Source organism: Gordonia amicalis, from assembly GCF_022059885.1.
Lineage (GTDB): Bacteria > Actinomycetota > Actinomycetes > Mycobacteriales > Mycobacteriaceae > Gordonia > Gordonia amicalis.
Genome location: NZ_CP091855.1, coordinates 4,116,846 through 4,138,561, shown reverse-complemented (window position 1 = coordinate 4,138,561; position 21,716 = coordinate 4,116,846). Strand labels below are relative to the sequence as shown.

The 21,716-nt window shown below is 66.8% G+C and carries 26 protein-coding genes and 1 pseudogene; 9 read left to right on the top strand and 18 right to left on the bottom strand.

Annotated features, from left to right (window positions below; translation table 11 throughout):
- Position 1: 1 nt before the first annotated feature.
- The 14 genes from IHQ52_RS18975 to IHQ52_RS18915 form a co-directional block, all read right to left on the bottom strand.
- Positions 2-328: a hypothetical protein gene (locus tag IHQ52_RS18975; protein ID WP_238063748.1), complete on the bottom strand. Its 327-nt coding sequence runs from the start codon at positions 326-328 to the stop codon at positions 2-4.
- The gene (locus tag IHQ52_RS18970) at positions 328-537 is read right to left on the bottom strand and encodes a hypothetical protein (protein WP_238063746.1); all 210 of its coding nucleotides are present in this window, start codon (positions 535-537) and stop codon (positions 328-330) included. The genes IHQ52_RS18975 and IHQ52_RS18970 overlap by 1 nt, the downstream gene beginning before the upstream one ends.
- 22 nt (positions 538-559) lie before the next feature.
- Positions 560-910 carry a hypothetical protein gene (locus IHQ52_RS18965; protein ID WP_238063744.1) on the bottom strand — a complete coding sequence of 117 codons (351 nt, stop codon included), beginning with the start codon at positions 908-910 and terminating at the stop codon, positions 560-562.
- 127 nt (positions 911-1,037) lie between these two features.
- Positions 1,038-1,367: an HNH endonuclease gene (locus tag IHQ52_RS18960; protein WP_238063742.1), complete on the bottom strand. Its 330-nt coding sequence runs from the start codon at positions 1,365-1,367 to the stop codon at positions 1,038-1,040.
- A 123-nt stretch (positions 1,368-1,490) separates the two neighbouring features.
- Positions 1,491-1,862 (bottom strand): DUF2190 family protein, encoded by a 372-nt coding sequence (locus IHQ52_RS18955; RefSeq protein WP_238063740.1) that lies wholly within the window; start codon positions 1,860-1,862, stop codon positions 1,491-1,493.
- 11 nt (positions 1,863-1,873) lie between these two features.
- Positions 1,874-2,683, bottom strand: coding sequence for a hypothetical protein (locus tag IHQ52_RS18950; protein WP_238063738.1), 810 nt, complete (start codon positions 2,681-2,683; stop codon positions 1,874-1,876).
- Positions 2,680-2,898, bottom strand: coding sequence for a hypothetical protein (locus IHQ52_RS18945; protein WP_238063736.1), 219 nt, complete (start codon positions 2,896-2,898; stop codon positions 2,680-2,682). Before IHQ52_RS18945 ends, IHQ52_RS18950 begins: the two co-directional genes overlap by 4 nt.
- The gene (locus tag IHQ52_RS18940) at positions 2,895-3,236 is read right to left on the bottom strand and encodes a helix-turn-helix domain-containing protein (RefSeq protein WP_238063734.1); all 342 of its coding nucleotides are present in this window, start codon (positions 3,234-3,236) and stop codon (positions 2,895-2,897) included. Before IHQ52_RS18940 ends, IHQ52_RS18945 begins: the two co-directional genes overlap by 4 nt.
- Before the next feature lie 486 nt (positions 3,237-3,722).
- The gene (locus IHQ52_RS18935; protein WP_238063732.1) at positions 3,723-4,304 is read right to left on the bottom strand and encodes a hypothetical protein; all 582 of its coding nucleotides are present in this window, start codon (positions 4,302-4,304) and stop codon (positions 3,723-3,725) included.
- 2 nt (positions 4,305-4,306) lie between these two features.
- Complete coding sequence (locus IHQ52_RS18930) at positions 4,307-5,653, bottom strand: hypothetical protein (RefSeq protein ID WP_238063730.1); 1,347 nt, start codon at positions 5,651-5,653, stop codon at positions 4,307-4,309.
- A complete protein-coding gene (locus IHQ52_RS18925; RefSeq protein WP_238063727.1) occupies positions 5,650-5,973 on the bottom strand; it encodes a DUF2742 domain-containing protein in 324 nt (107 codons plus the stop codon). The genes IHQ52_RS18930 and IHQ52_RS18925 overlap by 4 nt, the downstream gene beginning before the upstream one ends.
- Entirely contained in the window at positions 5,970-6,245 is a 276-nt protein-coding gene (locus IHQ52_RS23800; RefSeq protein WP_420871204.1) for a DUF6011 domain-containing protein, read from the bottom strand. The genes IHQ52_RS18925 and IHQ52_RS23800 overlap by 4 nt, the downstream gene beginning before the upstream one ends.
- 82 nt (positions 6,246-6,327) lie before the next feature.
- Positions 6,328-6,525 carry an excisionase family DNA-binding protein gene (locus tag IHQ52_RS18920; RefSeq protein ID WP_238063725.1) on the bottom strand — a complete coding sequence of 66 codons (198 nt, stop codon included), beginning with the start codon at positions 6,523-6,525 and terminating at the stop codon, positions 6,328-6,330.
- 320 nt (positions 6,526-6,845) lie between these two features.
- Complete coding sequence (locus IHQ52_RS18915) at positions 6,846-7,985, bottom strand: tyrosine-type recombinase/integrase (RefSeq protein WP_238063723.1); 1,140 nt, start codon at positions 7,983-7,985, stop codon at positions 6,846-6,848.
- Positions 7,986-8,395: 410 nt separating this feature from the next.
- Between IHQ52_RS18915 and IHQ52_RS18910 the strand changes: the two genes are divergently transcribed.
- From IHQ52_RS18910 to IHQ52_RS18895, 4 genes are read left to right on the top strand one after another with little or no spacing between them, the layout of a single operon-like run.
- Positions 8,396-9,043, top strand: a complete 648-nt coding sequence (locus IHQ52_RS18910; RefSeq protein WP_238063722.1) for a dihydrofolate reductase family protein — start codon at positions 8,396-8,398, stop codon at positions 9,041-9,043.
- Positions 9,044-9,095: 52 nt separating this feature from the next.
- Positions 9,096-9,848: an isocitrate lyase/PEP mutase family protein gene (locus IHQ52_RS18905; RefSeq protein WP_238063721.1), complete on the top strand. Its 753-nt coding sequence runs from the start codon at positions 9,096-9,098 to the stop codon at positions 9,846-9,848.
- A gap of 55 nt (positions 9,849-9,903) precedes the next feature.
- On the top strand, positions 9,904-10,347 hold the full coding sequence (locus IHQ52_RS18900; RefSeq protein ID WP_006434894.1) for a pyridoxamine 5'-phosphate oxidase family protein: 444 nt from the start codon (positions 9,904-9,906) through the stop codon (positions 10,345-10,347).
- A gap of 42 nt (positions 10,348-10,389) precedes the next feature.
- Entirely contained in the window at positions 10,390-11,235 is an 846-nt protein-coding gene (locus IHQ52_RS18895) for a hypothetical protein (protein WP_238063720.1), read from the top strand.
- Between the two features lie 361 nt (positions 11,236-11,596).
- On the opposite strand, the gene IHQ52_RS18890 is transcribed toward IHQ52_RS18895, so the two are convergent.
- The gene (locus IHQ52_RS18890; protein WP_238063719.1) at positions 11,597-12,808 is read right to left on the bottom strand and encodes a TetR/AcrR family transcriptional regulator; all 1,212 of its coding nucleotides are present in this window, start codon (positions 12,806-12,808) and stop codon (positions 11,597-11,599) included.
- A 199-nt stretch (positions 12,809-13,007) separates the two neighbouring features.
- Between IHQ52_RS18890 and IHQ52_RS18885 the strand changes: the two are divergent.
- From IHQ52_RS18885 to IHQ52_RS18865, 5 genes and pseudogenes are all read left to right on the top strand, one after another.
- A pseudogene (locus tag IHQ52_RS18885) lies at positions 13,008-13,813 on the top strand (enoyl-CoA hydratase-related protein).
- Between the two features lie 85 nt (positions 13,814-13,898).
- Positions 13,899-15,503, top strand: coding sequence for a fatty-acid--CoA ligase FadD5 (fadD5, locus tag IHQ52_RS18880; RefSeq protein WP_006434898.1), 1,605 nt, complete (start codon positions 13,899-13,901; stop codon positions 15,501-15,503).
- 258 nt (positions 15,504-15,761) lie between these two features.
- On the top strand, positions 15,762-16,892 hold the full coding sequence (locus IHQ52_RS18875; protein ID WP_024500437.1) for an NDMA-dependent alcohol dehydrogenase: 1,131 nt from the start codon (positions 15,762-15,764) through the stop codon (positions 16,890-16,892).
- Between the two features lie 48 nt (positions 16,893-16,940).
- A complete protein-coding gene (locus IHQ52_RS18870; RefSeq protein WP_006434900.1) occupies positions 16,941-17,759 on the top strand; it encodes a serine hydrolase domain-containing protein in 819 nt (272 codons plus the stop codon).
- A gap of 127 nt (positions 17,760-17,886) precedes the next feature.
- Positions 17,887-18,405 carry a DUF3145 domain-containing protein gene (locus IHQ52_RS18865; protein ID WP_006434901.1) on the top strand — a complete coding sequence of 173 codons (519 nt, stop codon included), beginning with the start codon at positions 17,887-17,889 and terminating at the stop codon, positions 18,403-18,405.
- A gap of 159 nt (positions 18,406-18,564) precedes the next feature.
- Here the strand turns inward: IHQ52_RS18865 and IHQ52_RS18860 are convergent, their stop codons facing one another.
- From IHQ52_RS18860 to acpM, 3 genes are all read right to left on the bottom strand, one after another.
- Positions 18,565-20,016 (bottom strand): acyl-CoA carboxylase subunit beta, encoded by a 1,452-nt coding sequence (locus IHQ52_RS18860; protein WP_006434902.1) that lies wholly within the window; start codon positions 20,014-20,016, stop codon positions 18,565-18,567.
- A gap of 72 nt (positions 20,017-20,088) precedes the next feature.
- Entirely contained in the window at positions 20,089-21,357 is a 1,269-nt protein-coding gene (locus IHQ52_RS18855) for a KasA/KasB family beta-ketoacyl-ACP synthase (protein ID WP_006434903.1), read from the bottom strand.
- On the bottom strand, positions 21,357-21,659 hold the full coding sequence (acpM, locus tag IHQ52_RS18850) for a meromycolate extension acyl carrier protein AcpM (protein WP_006434904.1): 303 nt from the start codon (positions 21,657-21,659) through the stop codon (positions 21,357-21,359). The genes IHQ52_RS18855 and acpM overlap by 1 nt, the downstream gene beginning before the upstream one ends.
- Positions 21,660-21,716 lie beyond the last annotated feature (57 nt).

Here is a 21,716-nt window from a genome sequence, read left to right as displayed (position 1 = left end):
CTCAGGCCGGCTCGAGCCGGGTACCGCGGACCACGAACCGAGACTTGAAATCGTGTCCCCGCCAGCTGAACCGGCCGGCGTCGGAGGTGCGACCAGCCCACTGCAGGGCCCGGAACAGCTGACCCGACGACACCGGCACGTCAGCGCCGGCGCGCAGGGCGCGTTCGAAGTCGCTGACCCCACGAGGTTCGGGTCGCGGTCCACGAGTCTCAGGCCGCCGGCGCTCCCAGTTCACCACCGCGGCAGCATCCCACCGCTCGCGCTCGTAGGCGTGGTGAGCGGAGAGCAAGTCCCGCAACTCCGACGACCCGCCGGCACGGCGCGGCATCAGTCGCCGTCCTGGTCGAACACCTCGACGACTCCGTCGAGTACGACCTCCTCGGGGCCGTATCCCCAGGACGCCGGGTAGCTCGGGCCGGGCTGGACCGTGAGAGGGAACCGGTTCCCGGAGCCGGTCGACGTAAACACGTGACGCTGGACCGGTTCGGATCGACGTTCGGCCGACGGCTTCCAGAGGTCGGGGTACTCGTCACTCATCGCTGTCTCCCATCGGGGTTGGTCAGAGGGCTGCGAGGCCCGGGCCGCCGCCGGTGCGCCAGCGCGTGTTCGCAGCCTTCTGATGCGTCCACGACTTCGCCGCGGTCTGCTTGGGCCGCAACGACGCCGCCCACTGACCGACCTGCTTCTCCAACAGCCGGATCTCGGCGGACAGCTCGGTGACCCGCCGCGTCGACACCTCCGCCTTGGCCAGCTCGGCGGCCAGGACGGCCCGCAACGCGGCCACCCGATCGGTCTCGGCCTCGAGCATCGACAGCAGATGCTCCTCGGCCTCGTCGAACTCGTAGCCGTCCTCAAGCAGGCCGCGCAGGGACTCAACCAGGCGCGAACCGGGCGTCTTCCGAGGGGTCACAACCGCCTCCCACCTGCGGCAACAGCCGCGAGGGTCTGGGGCTGGGCATCATGCATGCGCCCACCCGGAATAGCCATGTCTCCCGGCTGCGGCGTGTGGGTGGGGCTGGGCCATCCCCCTGGGGTGGTCATGGTGTGGCTCCGGGGTGGGGTTCGGCAGGGAGTCGGAGTTGAGCTCGTCTGCGGGCTTTCGCGGCGGCGCTTTCCTGGAGTGTCTTCACGTTGTGACAGGGCACGCACGCGGCTTGGCAGTTGCCGTCGGTCTCGGCGTCGGCTGGGTTGGCGAAGCTGGCAACGTTCACGATGTGGTCGCAGATGGTCGCGGTGTTGATGCAATGTTCTGTGCGGATTTGGCATTGATGTTTGTCGCGGTTGAGGACTCGTTGGCGGCGGTTGCGGTGGTCGGTGGTGCTGGTGCGTCGGCTGCTGCCGGTTCCCCAGTGGTGGCTGGCAGGCATGGGGTTCCTTCGGGGTGGTTGGGTCGGCATCGTGGCGCAGGTCGCGGCTCGCGCTAACAACGGGCGGTCGTGGCTACGCCTTGCCGACGTTGGGTCGGGTTGACGCCACGATGCCGATGGGGTCTAGGTGATGCTGAGGGCGACGTAGGTGGGTAGTCCGGTGGTGCCGTTGGCGACTGCGAGGCCGACTGTTCGGCCGGTGGTGCGTGGGACGACGCGGCCTTGGGCGTCGGACTGCAGGGACTGACCGGCGGTGACGGCGGCGCCTGCGGTGACGGGTACGACTCCTTCTCGCAGTAGGGTTCCGAGTTGCCCGGACGGGATGTCGGCGGATGCGACTCCGAGTGGTGAGGCTCCGTCGCCGCAGTGGGTCACGGGGAAGTTGCCGTCGTAGGTGCCGCTGGGTGCGACGAGGCGACTGCCGGTGACTGCGGTGGTGGCTCGGGCGGTTATGGCGGCGGCCGGCCGAAACAGTGGTTTCGATTCGTTGGTCATCGGGTGTCCTTTCAGGCGGCGGTGCGACCGGGTCGGGTAGCTGCCTCGTTCGTCTGGACGTTGTTGCGTTCCGCGGCAACCTCTTCGAGGTGGGTGTGGTGGGCGGTGTCGAGGATGGAGCGCGCCGCGCTGGGGGTGTTGAGGGTGAGAGCGGCGGCGGTGGAGTGCCATCGGCCGGCGCGTGCCCCGCCGGTCCCGTTGGGTGCGAGCAGTGCTCGAGCAACGAGGGCGAGGTGGTCGGCGTTGGGGGTGTACATGGCTGCCCGGATGGCGTTGCCGACGTGCCAGGGTTGCGGGACTCCGAGGACTTCGAACCGGTCGGTGAGGATGTCGACGACCGCGGAGATTCGGTCGAGGGTGACCTTGTGTTCGCCGAGGGCCTGCCATGCCCGGATGGTGTTGTCGTCGGCGTCGGTGAGGATGTCGACTCGGTCACCCGGTGCGACGATGTTGGCGGCGTCAGCCACTGCGGTGCACGCCTGCTGGAACGCGGGCCGGAGGGATTCGACGAGTTCGTCTCCTGCGGGTCCGGCGAGGACGTGTGCGAACCGTTGGGTGAGTTCGTGTTTGGCGGTGATCTTGAGGTCGCCGGGTTGCCGGTTGGGTTGGACGAGGGCGGCGTCGAGGACGCTGCCGGCGTTGTCGGCGGTGAGGTCGCCGCGACGGCAGAGGGAGGCGAGGTCTCCGGGCTGGGGTGGGTCCCAGTGGTTGACGGCGTCGATGGTGGCGATGATGTCGACGAGTTCGGTGGGGATGGTGCCGCCGAGGCCGGTGGTTTGCTCGACGAGGTTGGCGATGTCGCCTGCGGTTGCGGTGCTCACTTGGTGCCCTTCGCGCCGTAACCCCAGGACGCCGGGTAGTCGGTGGCGGCGGCTTTCGGTTCGGTCTTCGGTTCGGTGTCGGCGGGTGGGCGGACGCGGGCGACGAGCTGCTGCCAGGCGTCGTCGTCGAGCTCGGAGAGCATCTGCTCGACTCCGGCGACGAGAGCGGACAGTGGGTCCTTGGTCTTGCGGGGAGCGGGCGTGGGTGCAGTCATCGGGTTCTTCCTTCGGCGTATTCGGTGACGGTGTGTCGGTTGAAGACCCAGCGGCCGGCGATGCGCTGGGCGTCGAGGTCGGCTGCGAGTCGACGTGCGTGCCGGGGGGTGATGCCGAGGATGGTCGCCGCCTCCTGGGCGTCGATCCCCTCGATGGGTCTTGACTTCGATTGTGGTGCAGTCGGTTCGGGTGAAGGTCCGTGTGCGGACATGATGAGGTGGTGGTGAAGGTTGGCGAGTGCCAGCGGAACCGGTTGCCCGACCAGGCGCCGCCGGCGCCGTAGCTCCTCGATGGCCCACAACGCGGTTTGCGCCTGCGCGGCGGTCAGGGTCACCATCACGCGCACCGAGTTCTCGACGATCGGCCCGGGCCTTTCGGTGTCCGAGCGGCGACGACTGCCGACTCCTGACCGCGCTGAGAACTCGCCCAGTCGCGACACGCGTCGAGGGCCGGGCAGCTCCGACACATACGGGCCGCCGCCTCATGACGGAACCTGGTGTCGTCTGGGTCCTCGTTCGGGTCGCGGGGGTCGAACAGGCCGGGTGATCCGACGCACGCCGCGCCGCGAAGGTTCGGCATGCCCCGCAGGATCGCGGCCAGCAGACCGAGTTCGCCGCCGTCTCGACGGCCGCCCGTTGCGCGGCTCATCCCGGCCTGCGCTCGTCAGCATGAACGACCGCTGGGTTCAACTCCGCGGTTGTCCAGATTCTGCGGCCCTCCGGTCGCGGGTTCGCGCGGCCGATTGCGTTGCGCTGGCGCCGTTGTGCCCGCTGCTTCGCACGGTGGGTGGGCCACGGACACCCCGACCGGCCGTAGTGCGCGCTCATTCGCTCACCTTCCCGATTCGGGTGGCCCAGGCATTGCGGGCGGCGTCCGCGAGGCGTGTTCGCATCTCGTAGTCCCCGCCGCGTTCCTCGACGACCTGGAGCATCGGTTTGATGACGTGATCGGCGAGGGTGTCGATCGCCGCGGCGAACACCAACATCAGGTGGTCGGTGTCGCGGATGTCGCCGAAGTAGTCCTGCACGATGTCGTTGGCGGGCCGGTCGGACGAGGCGACGTCGAACGCGAGCCGGCATCCCCAGATTTCCTTCGCGGCGATCGAGGGCATCGACAGGATGCCGTGCAGTTCTGCTGTCTCGCCGTCGGTGCGGTAGCTGGGGATCGCGCCGAGGGTCGATGACCACGGTTCGTGGATGCGGGTCCAGTCGCGTTCGGTGTCGGCCTGAGACCGCATCTCGGCGAGCTTGTCTGGTTGCTCATCGCGGTGGCGTTCGAGGTCGGCGAGGAGTTGTCGGGCGGCCGCGGCACCTGACTCGATCAGGTCGAGGTCGGCGTCGTGCTGGGCGTCGATCCGACGTTGGAGGATGTGGTCTGCCTCGGTGATGAATTCGTCGTCAGTCATGGTCAGTGCTCCTGGTTCAGGATTTCGAGGACTCTCGGGGTGAGTCCCGGGGTGTTTTCGGTGGTGTCGCCGGGGATCGTTTCCCCAGGTGACTTGGCAGCGCTGGGGTCCAGGGTGGACGCACGGTCCACCCCCTCTGAACTGGGGTTTTCGTGGGTGGACCCCCGGTCCAGGGTGGACCGCCCAGCGAGCCGATAGCGGGTCCCTCGGTCGACCCGGATCTCGGTCACCGTTCCGTTGGCGACGAGGTCGGCCAACGCCGCGGAAACCTGGTCACGCCAGTCCGACCGAGCCCGCGACCGCAACTCATTTCGGGGTAGCTCCCCGTCACGTTCGAGCCACCTAAGAACGCCGGCCTTGGCGCGTTCGAGTTTGCGCTCGGACACCACCTCGTCACGTTCAGCGACGGCGTGCGCCTTCGCACGATTCGAGCGGCGCGCGGCGTCACTCATAACGGTCTGAATCTGCTCACGGGTCCGGGTCGATCGGCGCATCAAGGCACCGGCCAGCTTCCAATCCTCGTCGGTGATGGCGTCAGTGCGTCCGTCGAGAAGCATGAACCCGGCGGCGACCTTCAATCGGGTGAACATTGCGTGTCCGTCGAGCGGGTCCACTTCGCCTGAGTCGGTGAGCACATGCCAGCGATGCTCAGCCAGAGCGTCACGGGCAACGTCCGGGATTTCGATAGTCCCACCGACCCCATCGACCTCGACCGAGATCGGATCTGGGAGCGGAGGTCTCGCGCGGGGTGCGTCAGGATCGCTGACGGGCACCCAGAGTGTCCGTTGTGCGGTGCCCGCACGGTCTCCGAGTAGGGCCTCGGCGCGCTCAGGCTGGACCCCCACGGAGATGATGGCGCGGTAGGAGTGCGCGGGCGCATATCGGCGTGCCGCGGCGTTCAACTGTCCGATGGGCTCACCGGACCAGACCTGTCTGATAGTCGACATGATCGTCGACCCCTGCCGCTTGGCGAGCGCGGCAAGACCATCGACCTCGTGAACGTCGATGACAGCGGAGCGGCACGCTTGGTTGCCGTCCTTGTCAGTAGCGAACAGAGCGGCGAGTCCTTCGCCTGAACCGATCGACCACCGTTCGACGTTGCCGCCGCGCGGGAATCGCACCGCGTGCTGCGCGGCTCGTTCGCCGCGTCCCTTCCCTGCTCCTGACTGGCCGACGAACGCGATGCACAGGTTGAGCGATCCGCCGTCGGGGAGTTGAAGGTCGGGATCGGTGGATGCGATGGCGTTGCCGATGACGCCAGCCAGAACAGCGACGGGGCCGGCGCCGCTCGCGCGGGCATAGTCGCGGATGTGACGCAGAACAGGGCGGGCTTCCCAGAAGTCGGTCATACGCTCACCCGCCGTTCGACGTACGCGCCGGATCGCAGCGCCTGGTCTCGGTTACGGACCCGACGGGCCACGGCCGACCAGTCCTCAGCCTGGGCGACCTCTACCGCTGCAGCCTTTGACTCCCGGCGGCGGTCGTCGATTGCGGCAACGCAGTCCTCGAGGACGGCGCGGGTGCCGGCGTGCAGGACCGCGAGCATCTTCGCCCGGTCGCTGTCGGCAAGATCGCACCATGCAGGCGATCCGGCTGCGGGCGCAGGACCGCCGTGCGTGCCAACGATGCGCTGGACGTACGCACGGACCTCGGTGTAGGCGTCACTCATGGGCGCACCGCCTTGCGTCGACACTTCGGACCTACCACCGCTGCAACAGATTTCGGTGCTGTCAGCGGGTGCCCGCAGACGCGGCATGGGATCGACACGGTGTAGCCGAGGTCGGTCGCTGCCTGTACGACGGCGCGTTCGTAGATTTCGTCGGCGGTCGGTGACGTTGTGCGGGCATCGGGGCTAGACTGGTGGTAATCCCGCTCCCACGTGGATTTTCGTCGAGCCCCGGTCCGCCCGCCAGCGCCGGGGTTTCGTCTTGTCTGGGTCATTCCACGTCACCGCCAACGGTGTCGCCGTCGTCAGCGAGCCCGAGATCCGCGTGGTCTTCGATCTGCTCGTAGTTGGCGTGCCTCATGCGGCACCGCCAAAGGGCCTCATTGCAGCATCAACCTCGTTGAGGTCGACTCGAATCACTTTGCGGCCGTTGCGGTATCCGCAGATTCGTCCGTCAGCAATCATCTGCCGAATCGTGCGATCACTGACGCCGAGATAGTCGGCGGTTGTGTTGATTGATGCCCAGCGTCGGGGCAAGGCGGCGGTCTTTCCCACCGGAACCTCCAAAGACGAAAAATGGAGAACACCAAGCTTCGCCACAGATGTGCTGTGGTTCTGCTCGACGTTCTCCTCGCCTTAGGGGAAATCGGCCGACCAACCAGGGTCTTTAAAGGAGGGGCCCGAAGGGCCTCCAACGCCGTTCGACCGTTTGGGAAATCGGTTGTCGCTCACTCGACGCGGGGAGGGGCCGTAAACGGCGGCTGACCTGATCCCTGACGCGATACCTACTCGGGTCTAGCGGGTTAGTGTTCAGTTGTCCGACACAATCTTCCGTGTCTAGAACAAGAACAGCACGGTTTTCCGCGATCGGCAAGTTACTCGTTCGGCGTGTCCGGTACTGCTACTAGCAGCGATAGCGCTTCGGCGATCTTTCGATCGCGACCTTTCGCGGCGTGCTGATACTTCATCGCGGCTGATACCGTCGAATGTCCAAGTCGCTGTTGTAATTCCGCGAGCGTGGCACCAGTGAGGGCGGCGAGGACCGCGCCGGTGTGGCGGAGGTCGTGGAACCGGAGATCGTCGCGGCCTGCGGCCCGTCGGGCGGGGTAGTACCAGCGATAGAGCGAGGTCGGGGTGAGGTACCCGCCGTTGCCGGCCTCGAATAGCAGCGCATCGCGTCCGCGGCCGACGTGTTGCTCGAGGTGCTCGGTAGCGAGCGGGATCAGGTGGGGTGGCATGTGGACCACGCGGACGCCGGCCTCGGACTTGGGCGTGGTCACGACGTACTGACCGTCGGCACGTCTGATCGCTGCGCGCGTGACTGACACGGTGCCTTGGGCAAGGTCGATGTCACTTCGACGCAGCTCGATCAGTTCGCCGTACCGCAGGGCGCACCAGGCGGCGAACTGCACCATGAGGCGCAGCCGTTCGGGCATGTTCTCCACGATGGTCATGAGTTCTTCGACTGTCGCCGGCGTTGTGCGTGACTTCCGCTGGGCTGACCCGGCACCCTCGACCCGGCATGGGTTGGCGTCGATGTACTCGGCGCTCACTGCCGAGGACATGATGGTCCGCATCAGGCTGTAGGCGTGCGCCCGCATCGTGGCCTTGGTCGGGAGGAGGTGGGCGTGCCACTGGCGGATCATCGCGGGCGTGATGGCATCGAGGGGTGAGTCACCGAACTCGGGCACGAGGTGCTTGTTGAGTAGTTCGCGGTAGTGGTCGCGGGTGCGGGTCTTGAGTGGCCGGCCGCGGACTGTGCGGGTGTCGAGCCATTCGTCGGCGTAATCGCCGAAGAGCGGGACCACGGGGCGGTCAGCATCGACTGGGTTCCAGAGGTCCCGGTCGATCTCGCGGCGACGGTCCGAGAGCCACGCCTCCGCGTCGAGCTTCGTCTCGAACGTCGATGGCGCTTTGTGCAGTGCCCCGTCGGGGCCGGTGTAGTTGGCTTGCCACCGGCCGCTAGGAAGCTTGCGGAGTCCGCCGAATGCGCGCCGGGTCCGTCTCTGTGCCATGCGAAACCCTCTCGGCGTGCAGAATACGTGCAGAATCAGCCTACATAATCTGCCGCTTGCTTCCGGGCTCTTCCGGCGCTACTGTCAAGCGTGTTGGCAGGTCACAGACGTGAAATCGCTGACTAGCGGCCCGATCGGCACTCCGCTTCGTTCACTGGTTCGAGTCCAGTTGGGGGAGCAACAACGACAGCCCGCCACTTGCGACAGCAGGTGGCGGGCTTCTTCGTGGGCCCGCAAAACCACCCTTTTTCGGCAGAATCACCGCCGCGCGCGTCGGGGTGGAAATGTCGAAAAGGGGTGGGTTTGCCGGGGCTGGCCCGACCTGCCGTCCCACCGATGAGTTCCGCTGCGGTGGTGAGTCTGTCCTGCATAGATCCCTCATGCCGGACGACGACAGGAAACGACAAACCATGCCGCAGCTACTCAGAGTGCAGAATTTCGCGGTCTCGCAGGACGGGATCGGTGCAGGTGAGAATCAGACCTTCGAGAGGCCCTTCGGCGACACCGTCGAGCCCTGGGAACTGATGTCGTGGGCGGGCGCCACTGCCAGCTGGCCCAACCGCACCGATCCCGGCGGGACCCGGGGCCTCGACGACTACTTCACCCGGGACTTCACCCACAACATCGGCGCGGAAATCATGGGCCGCAACAAGTTCGGTCATCAGCGCGGCCCGTGGACCGACCACGACTGGCAGGGGTGGTGGGGCGACGAACCGCCGTTCCGAACCCCGGTGTTCGTCCTGACTCACCACCTCCGACCGTCGTTCACCCTGGGTGAGAGCACTTTCCACTTCCTCGACGCCACACCGGCGGAGGCAGCCGAGAAGGCGAAAGCGGCAGCCGACGGCAAAGACGTCCGGATCGGTGGCGGCGTCAGCACCGTGCGGGAGTTCCTCGACGCCGATCTCATCGACACGCTGCACATCGCGGTCGCGCCCGTCACCTATGGGAACGGACTGCGCCTGTGGGATTCGCCGGAGGACCTGGAGGATCGCTTCGAGCACGAGGCGATCCCGAGTCCCAGCGGAGTCACCCACCATTTGTTCTGGCGGAAGTAGTTTTTCGCCAAGCCCCGGAATGTCTGCTGCGAGCGGGGTAGTTGTAGGGGTCATGACGGAACTAGCCGACAAGGCCGCGACTCTGCTCCAACTCCACAAACCGGGCGACCCGGTGATCCTGCCGACGGTGTGGGACGCATGGTCGGCGAACCTGGCGGTGTCCGCCGGGTTCACCGCACTCACCGTCGGCAGTCACCCGGTCTCCGATTCGATCGGCAAACCCGACAACGAGGGAATCGCCTTCGACGAGCTGACGACTCGGATCAAACAGATCACCGCAGCAGTCGACGTCCCGATCTCCGTCGACATCGAATCCGGCTACGGCGAAGACCCGAAGACGCTGATCGAGGGACTCATCGACGCCGGGGCCGTCGGCCTCAACATCGAGGACACCGTCCACAGCGAAGGCGGCCGACTCCGCGAGGCGCAGGAACACGCCGACTTCGTGGGCGCATTGCGCGCAGCGTCGGACGCCACCGATGTCCACGTCGTCATCAACGCCCGCACCGACCTGTTCATCAAGCAGGTCGGCGACGAGTCCGACCGCGTCGACCGTGCCATCGCCCGGATGAAGCTCTGCGCGGAGGCCGGAGCCGACGTGCTCTACCCGGTCGGCTTCCACGACGACGCCACGCAGAAGAGACTTGCCGACGAGTTGCCGCTTCCGGTCAACGCCATCGGGCACCCGACCAAGAACAACAAGGCGGCACTCGCCGCGCTCGGCGTCGGACGCGTGAGCTTCGGCCCGCTGTTCCAGAAGGTGCTCGCCGAACGGGCGACCGAGGTGCTCGCTCCCTGGAAGTAGGGTCGGACCGAGCGAATCGGGCGCGGGTGTCAGAGGTCGGGTTTACCGTCGGGACATGGCACTCAGCAAGAGCGAACGAGAAGCGTTTCTGGCAGAACCGCATGTCGCGGCGCTGTCTGTGGAAGCCGAACCGGGGAGGGCGCCGCTGACGGTGCCGATCTGGTACCACTACACACCCGGCGGAAGACCGTGGGTGCTCACCGGCACCGAGTCCCGGAAGCTGAATCTCATCCGGGCGGCGGGACGGTTCACCCTCATGGTCGACGAGGTGTCGCCGCGGCTGAAGTACGTATCGGTGTCCGGCAACGCCGTCGACATGGTCGCCGGAACCCGAGACGACCTGCGCGAGTTGGCCTCTCGGTACCTCCCGCCGCAGGCCGTCGAACCGTACATCGAGATGGCGGAGAAGGAGCACGGCCCGCAGACCAAGCTGTACCTCGATCCCGAGCAGTGGGTGTCACTGGACCTCGGCAGCCTCGGAGATCTGCCGGTCATATGACGCCGGACACAGTGCCCGACGCGGCATCGCTACATTGAACCCATGCCGAAGCCTCGTCAGACCTCCGACGCCCCCGACGCCACCCCGGCGACGACCGACGTCGAAGATGGCGTGACCCCGCTCGACGGCGAGCAGTTCCTGCAGGCCAACCGCACGAACCGGGAGAAGTTCCGGGCCGAGGCGGAGGCCAGGGCGGCAAAGGCCGCACGCAAGGCGGGGCATCGTAGGGAAGCAGACGACGCCGTCGTCGAGGGCGAGACCGAGCCGGACAGCACGGAAGCACGGGCCACGGGGGAGTCCGCTGAGGACCGCACACCCCGCAAGCTCGACCGGAAAGCCGCCACCAGCAAGAACAATCGCTGGACCGGCTGGGCGACCGGTCTCGGCAAGAAGACGTGGGCGGTCGTCGCGTTGACGGCCGTCGCCGTTGTGCTCACGGCGTCGACCGCGGTCCTGGCCGTCGCCTACGTCGACGCCGACCGCCGGGCCGACACCGCGGTCAGCACGATCGACACGACGATCCTCGACACCGCCCGCAAGTACGCCACCGAGATCACGACCTACAACTCGGCCGACTATTCGGACCTCGACCGTCGAATCCGGGAGATCTCGACCCCCGCGTTCACCCAGACCTACATCGAGTCCTCGCAGGACGCCCGTCGCGGCTCCACCGAGGCAGAAGCGGTGTCAACCGCGAAAGCCGACAACGCCGGCATCATGTCCCTCGACGAGGGAAAGGCCGTCGTGCTCGTCACCCTCGATCAGACCATCAAGTCGCCGCAGACCGCGAAACAGTTCCCCGAGGGATTCCCGTACCAGTCGCGGGTGAAGGTGACGTTGGTCCAGAACGACGGTCGCTGGCTGATGGACGACTTCGCGGTGCTGTAGGGCTGGTTTCGACGCGACGCCTCGCGTCGCTCGGTGTCGGCTCAACCGGCAGGGGGTGCGGCCCATCGCTGCGCTCGTCGCCTACTCAAGGCTCCTATGTCAAGCGGCGGTCGGGCTTGCTGGTTGAGCCGGTAGCGAGCGGAGCGAGCCACCGCGTCGAAACCTCGCGCCATGCTGGTTGAGCCGGTCGGTGGGGTGTGGTGGCGAACAGGTTTCGACGCGACGCCTCGCGTCGCTCGGTGTCGGCTCAACCGGCAGGGGGTGCGGTGAGCGGGGTTTCGACGCGACGCCTCGCTTCGCTCGGTGTCGGCTCAACTGGCAGGACGACGCTCGGCGTCGGCTCAACGAGCGGGGCTTCGACTCAGCCGTTCTCTCCCAACAGGATTCGCGTCGACAGCGCCTCGATGCGCTCAGGGGAGGGTTGTGGTCTCAATCGCGTCAGGTCGGTGACGACGTTGAGCGCGGCGTGCACCAGGAAGCGGGCGTGGGTGATCGAGAGGTTTTCGCGTTCGCGGCTCACCCAGGTCGCCCACTCTTCCACGGTGATGCGCTGCTGGTTGCGGAGCGCGTTCCGCGCCTCCGGGGTGGCGTGGCCGATCTCGGTCTCGTAGACGCTGATCAGATCGGTTGTGCTGCAAGTCAACCGGACGTATCTGTGAACCATGCCGACGATTGCCTCGCGTGGTGTCGTCGAGTTGGCCAGGGCGTCGGAGATGGCGCTGGTGACGCGATCGGTCGCCCGCCAGAACGCGGCCTCGAGGATGGCGACCTTGCTCGGGAAGTGGCGGTACACGCCGGATGCCGGTAGGTCGGCGGCATGGGCGATGTCTTCGATGGTCACGTCGCGGAATCCGCGGGCCGCGAAGAGGTTGATCGCCTCGGTCAGGATGATCTCGCGTTTCGCGGCCGGCGCGAGGCCGTGAACGCCGGAGGCCACCGGTTCCACCGGATCGGGGAGGTCGACGTCGAGGAGGCTCATCGCGGCGTCGGGAATGAGGCTGGTGACCTCGCGTGCGGGCAGCGAGGCGCGGTGGGTGGTCGGACTGGCGGCGACGCTGGTCATCGCGGCGGCGATCAGATTCGCGTCAGCATCACCGAGCCCGGGACGAAGACGTCGCGCAGCCGCTCGGACGCGCCGGTGCTGATGGACGACGACATCCCGGACGATGGCGCGATCGTCCGGCTCGAGATACCGGGACTCCCACCGGTAGAGGCCACCCTTGCGACGGTTCTCGAACGAGGCGGCCGTGATCGCCACGAGAAGGGAGCGCAGCTCGTCGTCGCCACCGGTCTCCACCGCGTCGAGTGCGGACCGCAGCGACTGCGCGAGTACGGCGGTCGTCTCGGCGAACAGTGCGTACTTGTTCGGGAAGTGCCTGTACAGCGCGGGCGCGGAGATCCCGACCGCGTCGGCGATGTCCTCGAGACGGACCGCGTGATAGCCGCCGTCACTGAATGCCTTGGCCGACGCGTCGACGATGAGTCGTCTCCGGTCGGCGGGGCGGCGGCGTCGGGTGCCCGGAGCATCGGTCTGGGACGTCTCGGAAGGCGGCGTCCCCGGGCGCACGGTCATGGCGACCCACTCTAGCCGGATACGACGTTCACGAGACACATTCCGGTGCCTCGACCAAAAACACCAGGAAGAATCGTTGGAACGCGAGAATAAGTTAACCAAGATTCTCGTGATCTGCGTCGCACTGTGGTAAAAATCTAGGCGATGGCACAGATGGGATCACCTGTGTCTATTTGTCCGGTCACCAGTGGGGAGAACAGTGAGCGACGAGACCAGCCAGAGCGCAATCGTGACCTCGGTCGACGACCGCGGGGTTGCGCGGCTGACGATTTCCGTCCGGGGAAGATGAACGCTCTCGACACCGAGGCGAACCTCGGCATCAGGGCTGCGATGGAGCAGTGGTCGTCGAGTGACGACGTCCGGGTCATCGTGATCGACGGTGCGGGCGGAAGCTTCAGCGCCGGGGCCGATGTCGTCTCCATCAACTCGCAGTCGACCGCCAACGGGTCGTCGGGGCTCGACCCCGACCAGGCCCGCGGGATCATCTCCGCCGGTTCCGAGCTCGTGCGCGCGGTGCGGTCGGTCCAGGTCCCGGTCATCGCCTCCGTCGACGGACCGGCCGCGGGAATCGGCGCCTCGCTGGCTCTGGCCGCCGACCTCATCTACACGACCCAGCGGTCGTACTTCCTGCTCGCCTTCATCAACATCGGTCTGATGCCCGACGGTGGCGCGTCGATGCTGTTCACCTCGGCCGTGGGCCGGGTCCGCGCCAATGAGCTCGCCCTCCTCGGTGAGAAGCTCCGCGCGCCGGAGGCTCTCGCCGCGGGCCTGATCAACGGGGTCTACGACGATCGCGCCGCACTCGACGAAGCTGTCGACAAGGTCGCCGCGAAGCTGGCCGGCAAGAGCCGCTCCGCGCTGCGCCTGACGAAGTCGGCCCTCGACGCACACACGATGTCCGGCTTCGAAGCGGCCATCGAGCGGGAACTCGAAGGCCAGACCGAACTGCTGCAGTCGCCGGAGTTCCAGGCCGCCATCGCCGCCTTCGCGGGCGCCCAGAAGTGAACCTCGGCCCACGCCGAACACTCACCACCACACACGTTTTCACCCATCGCTCGACACGATGAAAGACAACAAGGAGACCGATCGTATGACCGCGACCGTCGACACCGTCACCGACCTCGCCACCGAACCGCTGCGCTCGCGCCGCAACCACTGGATCAACCAGGTCAAGCGCCACGCCTTCATGAACCCCGACGGCCCGGCCCTGAAGTTCCTCGGGAAGGTCACCACCTGGAAGGAGCTCGACGAACGGACCCGCGCCTTCGCCGCGGCGCTGACCCGTCGCGGCGTCGGGTTCGGTGACCGGATCCTCATCGTCCTGCTCAACCGCACCGAGTATGTCGAAGCGACGTTGGGTGCCAACCTGATCGGCGCCATCCCGGTGCCGGTGAACATCCGCATGAGCCCCGCCGAGATCGCCTTCCTGGTCAACGACAGCGGCGCCAAGGTCGTCGTCACCGAAACCCTGCTCGCCCCGCTCGTCGATGCCGTCGCGGCCTCGACCAATGCGATCGACCACATCGTCGTCGTGGGGGGATCCGACAAGGACAACCACCTCGATTACGAGGCGCTCGTCGCCGAGGACTCCTCGGATCTGCCGGAGATCGACGTCCCCGAAGAGACCGTCGCGCTGATCATGTACACCTCGGGCACCACCGGAAAGCCCAAGGGCGCCATGCTCACCCACACCAACCTGCAGGCGCAGGCAGCCACCTGCATGCAGGCGCTGCACACCCGGTCCGACGACATCGGCTCGTGCGTCGCGCCGATGTTCCACATCGCCGGGCTTGGTGCCATGACGCCGCTGTTCTACATGGGGGCACTGTCGGTCATCCACCCACTCGGAGCGTTCGACCCGAACGACATGCTCGACACCATCGAGCGAGAGGGCACCACCTCGATCTTCCTGGTGCCGGCTCAGTGGCAGGCCGTGTGCGCCGCCCAGCAGGCCAAGCCGCGCGACCTGAAGCTGCGCGTGATCAGCTGGGGCGCGGCCCCGGCCTCGGACACCGTGCTGCGCGCGATGAACGAGACCTTCCCGGACGCGCTGAACGTCGCGGTCTTCGGTCAGACCGAGATGTCGCCGATCACCTGCGTACTCGAAGGCAAGGACGCCCTGCGCAAGATCGGCTCGATCGGCAAGGTCGTGCCCGCGGTGACCGCCCGCGTCATCGACCCGGAGGGCAACGACGTCGCCCAGGGTGAGGTCGGCGAGATCGTCTACCGCGGACCCAACATGATGAAGGGCTACTGGCAGAACGAGCAGGGGACCGCCGACGCCTTCGCCGGTGGCTGGTTCCACTCCGGCGACCTCGTGCGTCAGGATGAGGAGGGGTTCCTCTACGTCGTCGACCGCGCCAAGGACATGATCATCTCGGGTGGCGAGAACATCTACTGCGCCGAGGTCGAAAACGTGCTGTTCGGTCACCCGAGCATCAGCGAGGCGGCGATCATCGGTCGCGCGCACGAGAAGTGGGGCGAGGTGCCGGTCGCGGTCGTCGTCCCCGCCGCAGGCGTCGAGGATCTGACCCTCGCCGACCTCGAGCCGTACCTGAACGAGAACCTGGCCCGCTTCAAGCACCCCAAGGACCTGGTCATCGTCGAGGAACTGCCGCGCAACGCCGGTGGCAAGGTCGTCAAGCCGACCCTGCGTCAGACCTACGGGTCCAAGGACGCCGGTCTGGCGAACTGACCGCTTCGATCGTTTCTTCGGCCCGTCCGGGCCCGCGCTGATCGGCGCACACACTCCGACCTGGGCGCGTGTTCCCAAGCGCCCAGGTCGCCGTGTTTCCAGCGTCTCGACGGTCCGTCGAACGGCGTAGGGAGTCGATGGAACACGGACTAGGACACGTTCCAATTTTGTGGTTGAGTGACTACAGTCACAAGCGTCGGCAACGACGCGGGTAGACCTCCCGGGGCGAGACGTTGCCGGGTCGAACGGAGGAGATCAGTGAAGACCAAAGGTGCGCTGCTGCGCGAGAACAACAAGCCGTGGGCGATCGAGGAGATCGAGATCGGTGACCCCAAGGCGCACGAGATCAAGATCAAGATGGAAGCAGCAGGCATGTGCCACTCCGATCACCATCTGGTGACCGGTGGCATCCCCATGGCGGGTTTCCCGATCCTGGGTGGGCACGAGGGTGCCGGCGTCGTCGCCGAGGTCGGCGAGGGTGTCACCGATTTCGAGGTCGGCGACCACGTCGTGCTGTCGTTCATCCCGTCGTGTGGCAAGTGTCCGTCGTGCCAGTCGGGCATGGCCAACCTGTGCGACTTCGGCGCCATGCTGCTGCAGGGCGAAGCCGTGTCGGACAACACCTTCCGCATCCAGACGGCAGCCGGCGAGAACGTCTACCCGATGACCTTGCTGGGCACCTTCGCGCCCTATATGGTGGTGCACGAGGCGTCGGCGGTGAAGATCGACAAGGACATCCCGTTCGAGGTCGCCGCTCTGTGCGGCTGCGGCGTCCCCACCGGCTACGGCTCGTCGACCCGCAGCGGTGACGTCCGCCCCGGCGAGGACGTGGCCATCGTGGGCGTCGGCGGCGTCGGTACGGCAGCCCTGCAGGGGGCGGTCATCTCGGGTGCCCGCAACGTGTTCGCCATCGATCCGGTGGAGTGGAAGCGTGAGCAGGCGTTGAAGTTCGGGGCCACCGCGGCATTCGCATCGGTCGAAGAGGCCGCCATGGCCATCGCGGAGACCACCCACGGCGGTATGTGCCAGAAGGTGATCGTCACCGTCGGTGAGGTCCACGGCAAGGATGTCGATCTGTGGATGGGGATCACCGGCAAGGGCGGCACCTGTGTGCTGACCGGTATGGGCAACATGCTCGAGAGCGACGTGACCCTGAACCTCGCCATGCTGACGCTGCTGCAGAAGAACCTGCAGGGCTCCATCTTCGGCGGCGCCAATCCCAAGCTCGACATCCCGCAGCTGCTCTCGATGTACAAGATCGGCAAGCTCAACATCGCCGACATGATCACCCGCCAGTACCGCCTGGACCAGATCAACGAGGGCTACCAGGACATGCTGGAAGGCCGCAACATTCGCGGTGTCATCCGCTACACCGAAGAGGATTGGTGAGCCCTGTGCCCACCGGCCGGCACGCGTCCACGGGTAACGTGACCCGATGTGTCGGTCCTTGAATCTCTGACGGAATGGCCCGTCGACAATGTGTCGGCGGCGATCATCACCCGTGACGGGGTCGCCGAGGAATTCGGCGACCCCGCTCGCGACTATGAGCTCGCCTCGGTCACCAAACTCCTCGTCGCGGAGGCGGTTCTGGTGGCCGTCGAGGAGGGGGCCGTCGAACTCGACGACCCCGCCGGTCCGCCCGGTGCCACTGTCGCGCATCTCCTGGCCCACGCATCGGGACTCGCCTTCGACTCGCGGGACATCGAGGCGGGGGTCGCGGAGAAGCGCATCTATTCGAGTGCGGGGTTCGAGATCCTGGCCGAGACCGTCGAACAGGCGGCGGGCATCGCGTTTCCGGAGTACCTCGCCGACGCCGTCAGCGCGCCTCTCGGACTCGAATCGACCGAGCTCCACGGACCGGCCGGCCACGGTGCACGATCCAGCACCGCAGATCTGGCCCGTTTCGCGCAGGAGCTCCTCGCACCGCAGATCCTCGCCCCCGAGACGCTCGCCGATGCGACATCGGTGCAGTTCCCGGGACTCGACGGGTTCGTGCCGGGATACGGGAGGCATCGTCCCAACGACTGGGGCCTGGGCTTCGAGATCCGGTCGAAGAAGTCTCCGCACTGGACCGGGGCGGGCAACTCGCCGCGGACTTTCGGGCACTTCGGCCAGGCTGGGACTTTTCTCTGGGTCGACCCCGACCTGCAGGCCGCCTGCGTCGTCCTCACCGACCGGTCGTTCGGACCGTGGGCGAAGCCGTTGTGGAGTGAGTTCAACGATCGAGTCGTCAGTGAACTTTCGTCACAGAAATGAAGTTTTCTCGCACGAGAAACTAGCGCAACACGTGCATCTTGAGGCACAATAAATCCCACGAGTGTGATATCCGGAGTCGCGAGGTGTGTTGGGGAAGACGTTCCTCGTCGACAACGGAGGTGAAAAGGTGCGCAATCTGAACCAGTTTGCGGACATGACAACGGGAGTGGTCTACATCCACTCGGCGCCGGTGGCGCTGTGCCCGCATGTGGAGTGGGCTCTGTCGTCGACCCTGAATGCACGCGCGAACCTGAAATGGTCGGCACAGGACGCCGAGCCGGGTATGCAGCGTGCGACTGTCGACTGGGCGGGGCCGGTCGGGACAGCGGCACGTTTGGTGACCGCTCTGCGCGAGTGGTCGGCGCTGCGGTTCGAGGTCACCGAGAACCCGAGCGAGGGTGTCGACGGCGAACGCTACAGCTACGTGCCGGGTCTCGGGCTCTGGCGCGGATCGACCAGCGCCAACGGCGACGTCATCGTCGGCGAGAACCAACTGCGCTCGCTGATCGAATCGCAGCCCGACCGTGCCGGACTCGCCGGCGAACTCGAAGCCGCCCTCGGCACGGCCTGGGACGACGCCCTCGAGCAGTACCGCATGGGCGGTGCCGGGGCCGAGGTCACCTGGCTGCAGCAGCGGGTCGGCTGAGGAGCGCCCTCCGCAAGCTCTGGGGCTACTCAGGGAGCGTGAACTTCCCAGGGAGCGCGGTGAGTACATCCCGCGATCTCAGGGACACACGAGAAACGCCACCGGTGAGAACCGGTGGCGTTCTTCGTATGTCTGTCGACGTGTGGGTCCGTCAGGCGGTCACAGCGGGATGTTCTTGTGCCGACCGCGTCGGGCGGGTGCAGCCGCGAGTGCCTCGGCGATGATGCTGCGCGTGCGGGCCGGGTCGATGATCTCGTCCACGACGCCGATCGACTGGGCCCGTCCCACGCCACCGGCGATGGCCTCGTGCTCGGCGGCCAGGCGATCGTGGAGGGCGTCACGCTCATCGTCGGGTGCGGCGGCGAGTGCCTTCTTGTGCAGGATGCCCACGGCGGCCTTGGCACCCATGACGGCGACCTCGGAACCGGGCCAGGCGAACACCGCGGTGGCACCGAGCGCACGCGAGTTCATCGCGATGTAGGCGCCGCCGTAGATCTTTCGGGTCACGAGCGTGACGCGGGGAACCGAGCACTCGGCGAAGGCGTGGAGCAGCTTCGCGCCGCGGCGGACGACACCGTTCCATTCCTGGCCGACACCCGGCAGGTAACCGGGGACATCGGTGAGGACGATGAGGGGGATACCGAAGGCGTCGCAGAGGCGGACGAACCGGGAGGCCTTCTCGGCGCTCTCCGAGTTCAGACACCCACCCATGCGCAGCGGGTTGTTGGCGATGACGCCGACGCTGCGGCCCGACAGCCGACCGAATCCGACGACGATGTTCGGCGCCCACTTCGCCTGCAACTCTTCGAAACTCGAGATCTCGGTCTCGCCGTCGGCGGCCAGCGCCGTGTCGAGCAGCTTCTCGACGACCGGGTGGACGTCATAGGCGCGACGGGCGGATTCGGGCAGCAGGGCCTTGAGGTCGGTGTCGCCGGCGGCGGCCAGCTCACGGTTGAAGTGGCCCTGCTGGGTGAAGGTCGAGACGAGACGGCGTGCGCGCCACAGGGCGTCGGGCTCGGAATCGGCCACGATGTGGCAGACACCGGACTTCTTGCCGTGTGTGGTGGGACCGCCGAGCGACTCCATGTCGACGTCCTCGCCGGTGACGCTGCGGACGACATCGGGTCCGGTGACGAAGACGCGACCGGCCGGAGCCATGATCACGATGTCGGTGAGGGCGGGTCCGTACGCCGCGCCGCCGGCCGCGAAGCCGACGACCACCGAGATCTGCGGGATGTACCCGGAGGCCCGGACCATGGCCTCGAAGACCTGACCCACCGCGTGCAACGCCTCGACCCCCTCGGCGAGGCGTGCGCCACCCGAGTGCCAGATACCGATGACCGGCGCCTGCTCGGAGATGGCGGTGTCGATGGCGTTGACGATGTGAGCACAACCGACGACACCCATGGCACCGCCCATGACGGTGCCATCGGTGCAGTAGGAGACCGTGCGAACGCCGTTGACCAGGCCGACCGCGGCCTGGACACCGGACTTGTCGCGAGGGTGCAGCAACGACATGGTGCCTTCGTCGAAGAAGTTCGTCAGCCGCAACAGGGGGTCGCGGGGATCGGCGGCTTCTTCGCGGCCGGGCATGGGAGCCAAGGTCGTCATCGCAGTCTCCTCCAGGGGTGTCGGGCGTGGTTCGTCTCGGGCGCTGCCGAGATCGGCGAGGAGGCCGAGGACTCAGTAGTGACCGAAGGCGAGCGCCACGTTGTGCCCACCGAAACCGAACGAGTTGTTGATCGCGTAGTCGATCTGTCCGTAGCGCGGCTCACCGTGGACGACGTCGATGTCGCATTCCGGGTCTTGGTTCTCGAGGTTGAGGGTCGGCGGGATGACGCCTTCCTCGACGCTCTTGATGGTGAGGACCGACTCGAGAGCACCGACGGCACCGATCGAGTGTCCGAGAGCGGACTTCGGTGCGTACACCGCGGCATGCTGACCGATGGCGGCGATGATGCCCGCGGACTCGGCGGTGTCGCCGATCGGGGTCGACGTCGCATGCGCGTTGATGTGGGTGATGTCGGACTTCTGGAGACCGGCGGTCTGCAGGGCGCGAGTCATCGCGCGGGCATTGCCCTGACCGCTGGGATCCGGGGCCACCAGGTGGAATCCGTCGGAGGTGATGCCGGAGCCGAGGAGACGCGCGTGGATGTGCGCACCGCGGGCCCGAGCGTGCTCCTCGCGTTCGAGGATGAGCATCGCGGCACCTTCGCCGAAGACGAAGCCGTCGCGGTCCTTGTCGAACGGACGAGAGGCGGCTGCGGGGTCCTCGTTGCGGGTGCTCATGGCACGCATCATCGAGAATGCCGCGATCGGCACCGCGTCGATGCGTCCCTCGACGCCACCGGTGACGACCATGTCGGCGTCACCCATGACGATGTGGCGCCACGCGTGTGCGATCGCCTCGGCCCCCGACGAGCACGCCGAGACCGGGGTGATGACGCCTGCGCGGGCGCCGACGTTCAGACCGACGACGGCGGCCGGACCGTTGGGCATGGCCATCGACACGGCGAGCGGGGACACCTTGCGGTAGTTGCCCGTGCTTTCCATGGCCTTGACGGCGTCGACCATCGCGTCGCCGCCACCCTGACCGGTGCCGACGACCACGGCGAGACGGTCGGGGTCGACCTCGGGTTCGCCGGCCTGCGTCCAGAGACGCTTGCTCAGCACGTGGGCGATGCGCTCGACATAGGCCATCCGGCGGGCCTCGACTCGGGTGACCTCGTCGGTCGGATCCTTCAGCAGACGACCGCCGATACGAACCGGCAGGTTGTACCTGGTGATGAAGTCGTCGGTCAGGACGCGGATGCCCGACTCACCCGCCAGCAGTGCTTTCCACGTCGAGTCGAGATCTTCGCCGAGCGAGGTGGTCGCCACCATGGAGGTGACGACCACGCTCGGGAAGTTCCCACCCAGCGTCGAGTAGTCGCGGAGGGAGGGGGAGCTCATCAGTTCTGGTCTGCCTCGACCTGAGCCTTGATGGCAGCCGCAGCCTCGGGGTTCTCGCTCTCGAGCTTCTGGATGTACGAGACGGCGTCGCCGACGGTGCGCAGACCGGCCAGGTCCTCGTCGGGGATCTTCACGCCGTACTTGTCCTCGGTCTGGACGGCGATCTCGACCATGGACAGCGAATCGATGTCGAGGTCGTCGACGAACGACTTCTCGAGGGTCACCTCGGACGGCTCGATGCCGGTGACTTCCTCGATGATCTCGGCGATGCCGGCAATGAGTTGTTCCTGGGTGGCAGCCACTGTGTGGTTCCCTTTCCGTGTATCGGGTAGATGAGTTTCCGGAGCGCAGGACGGACC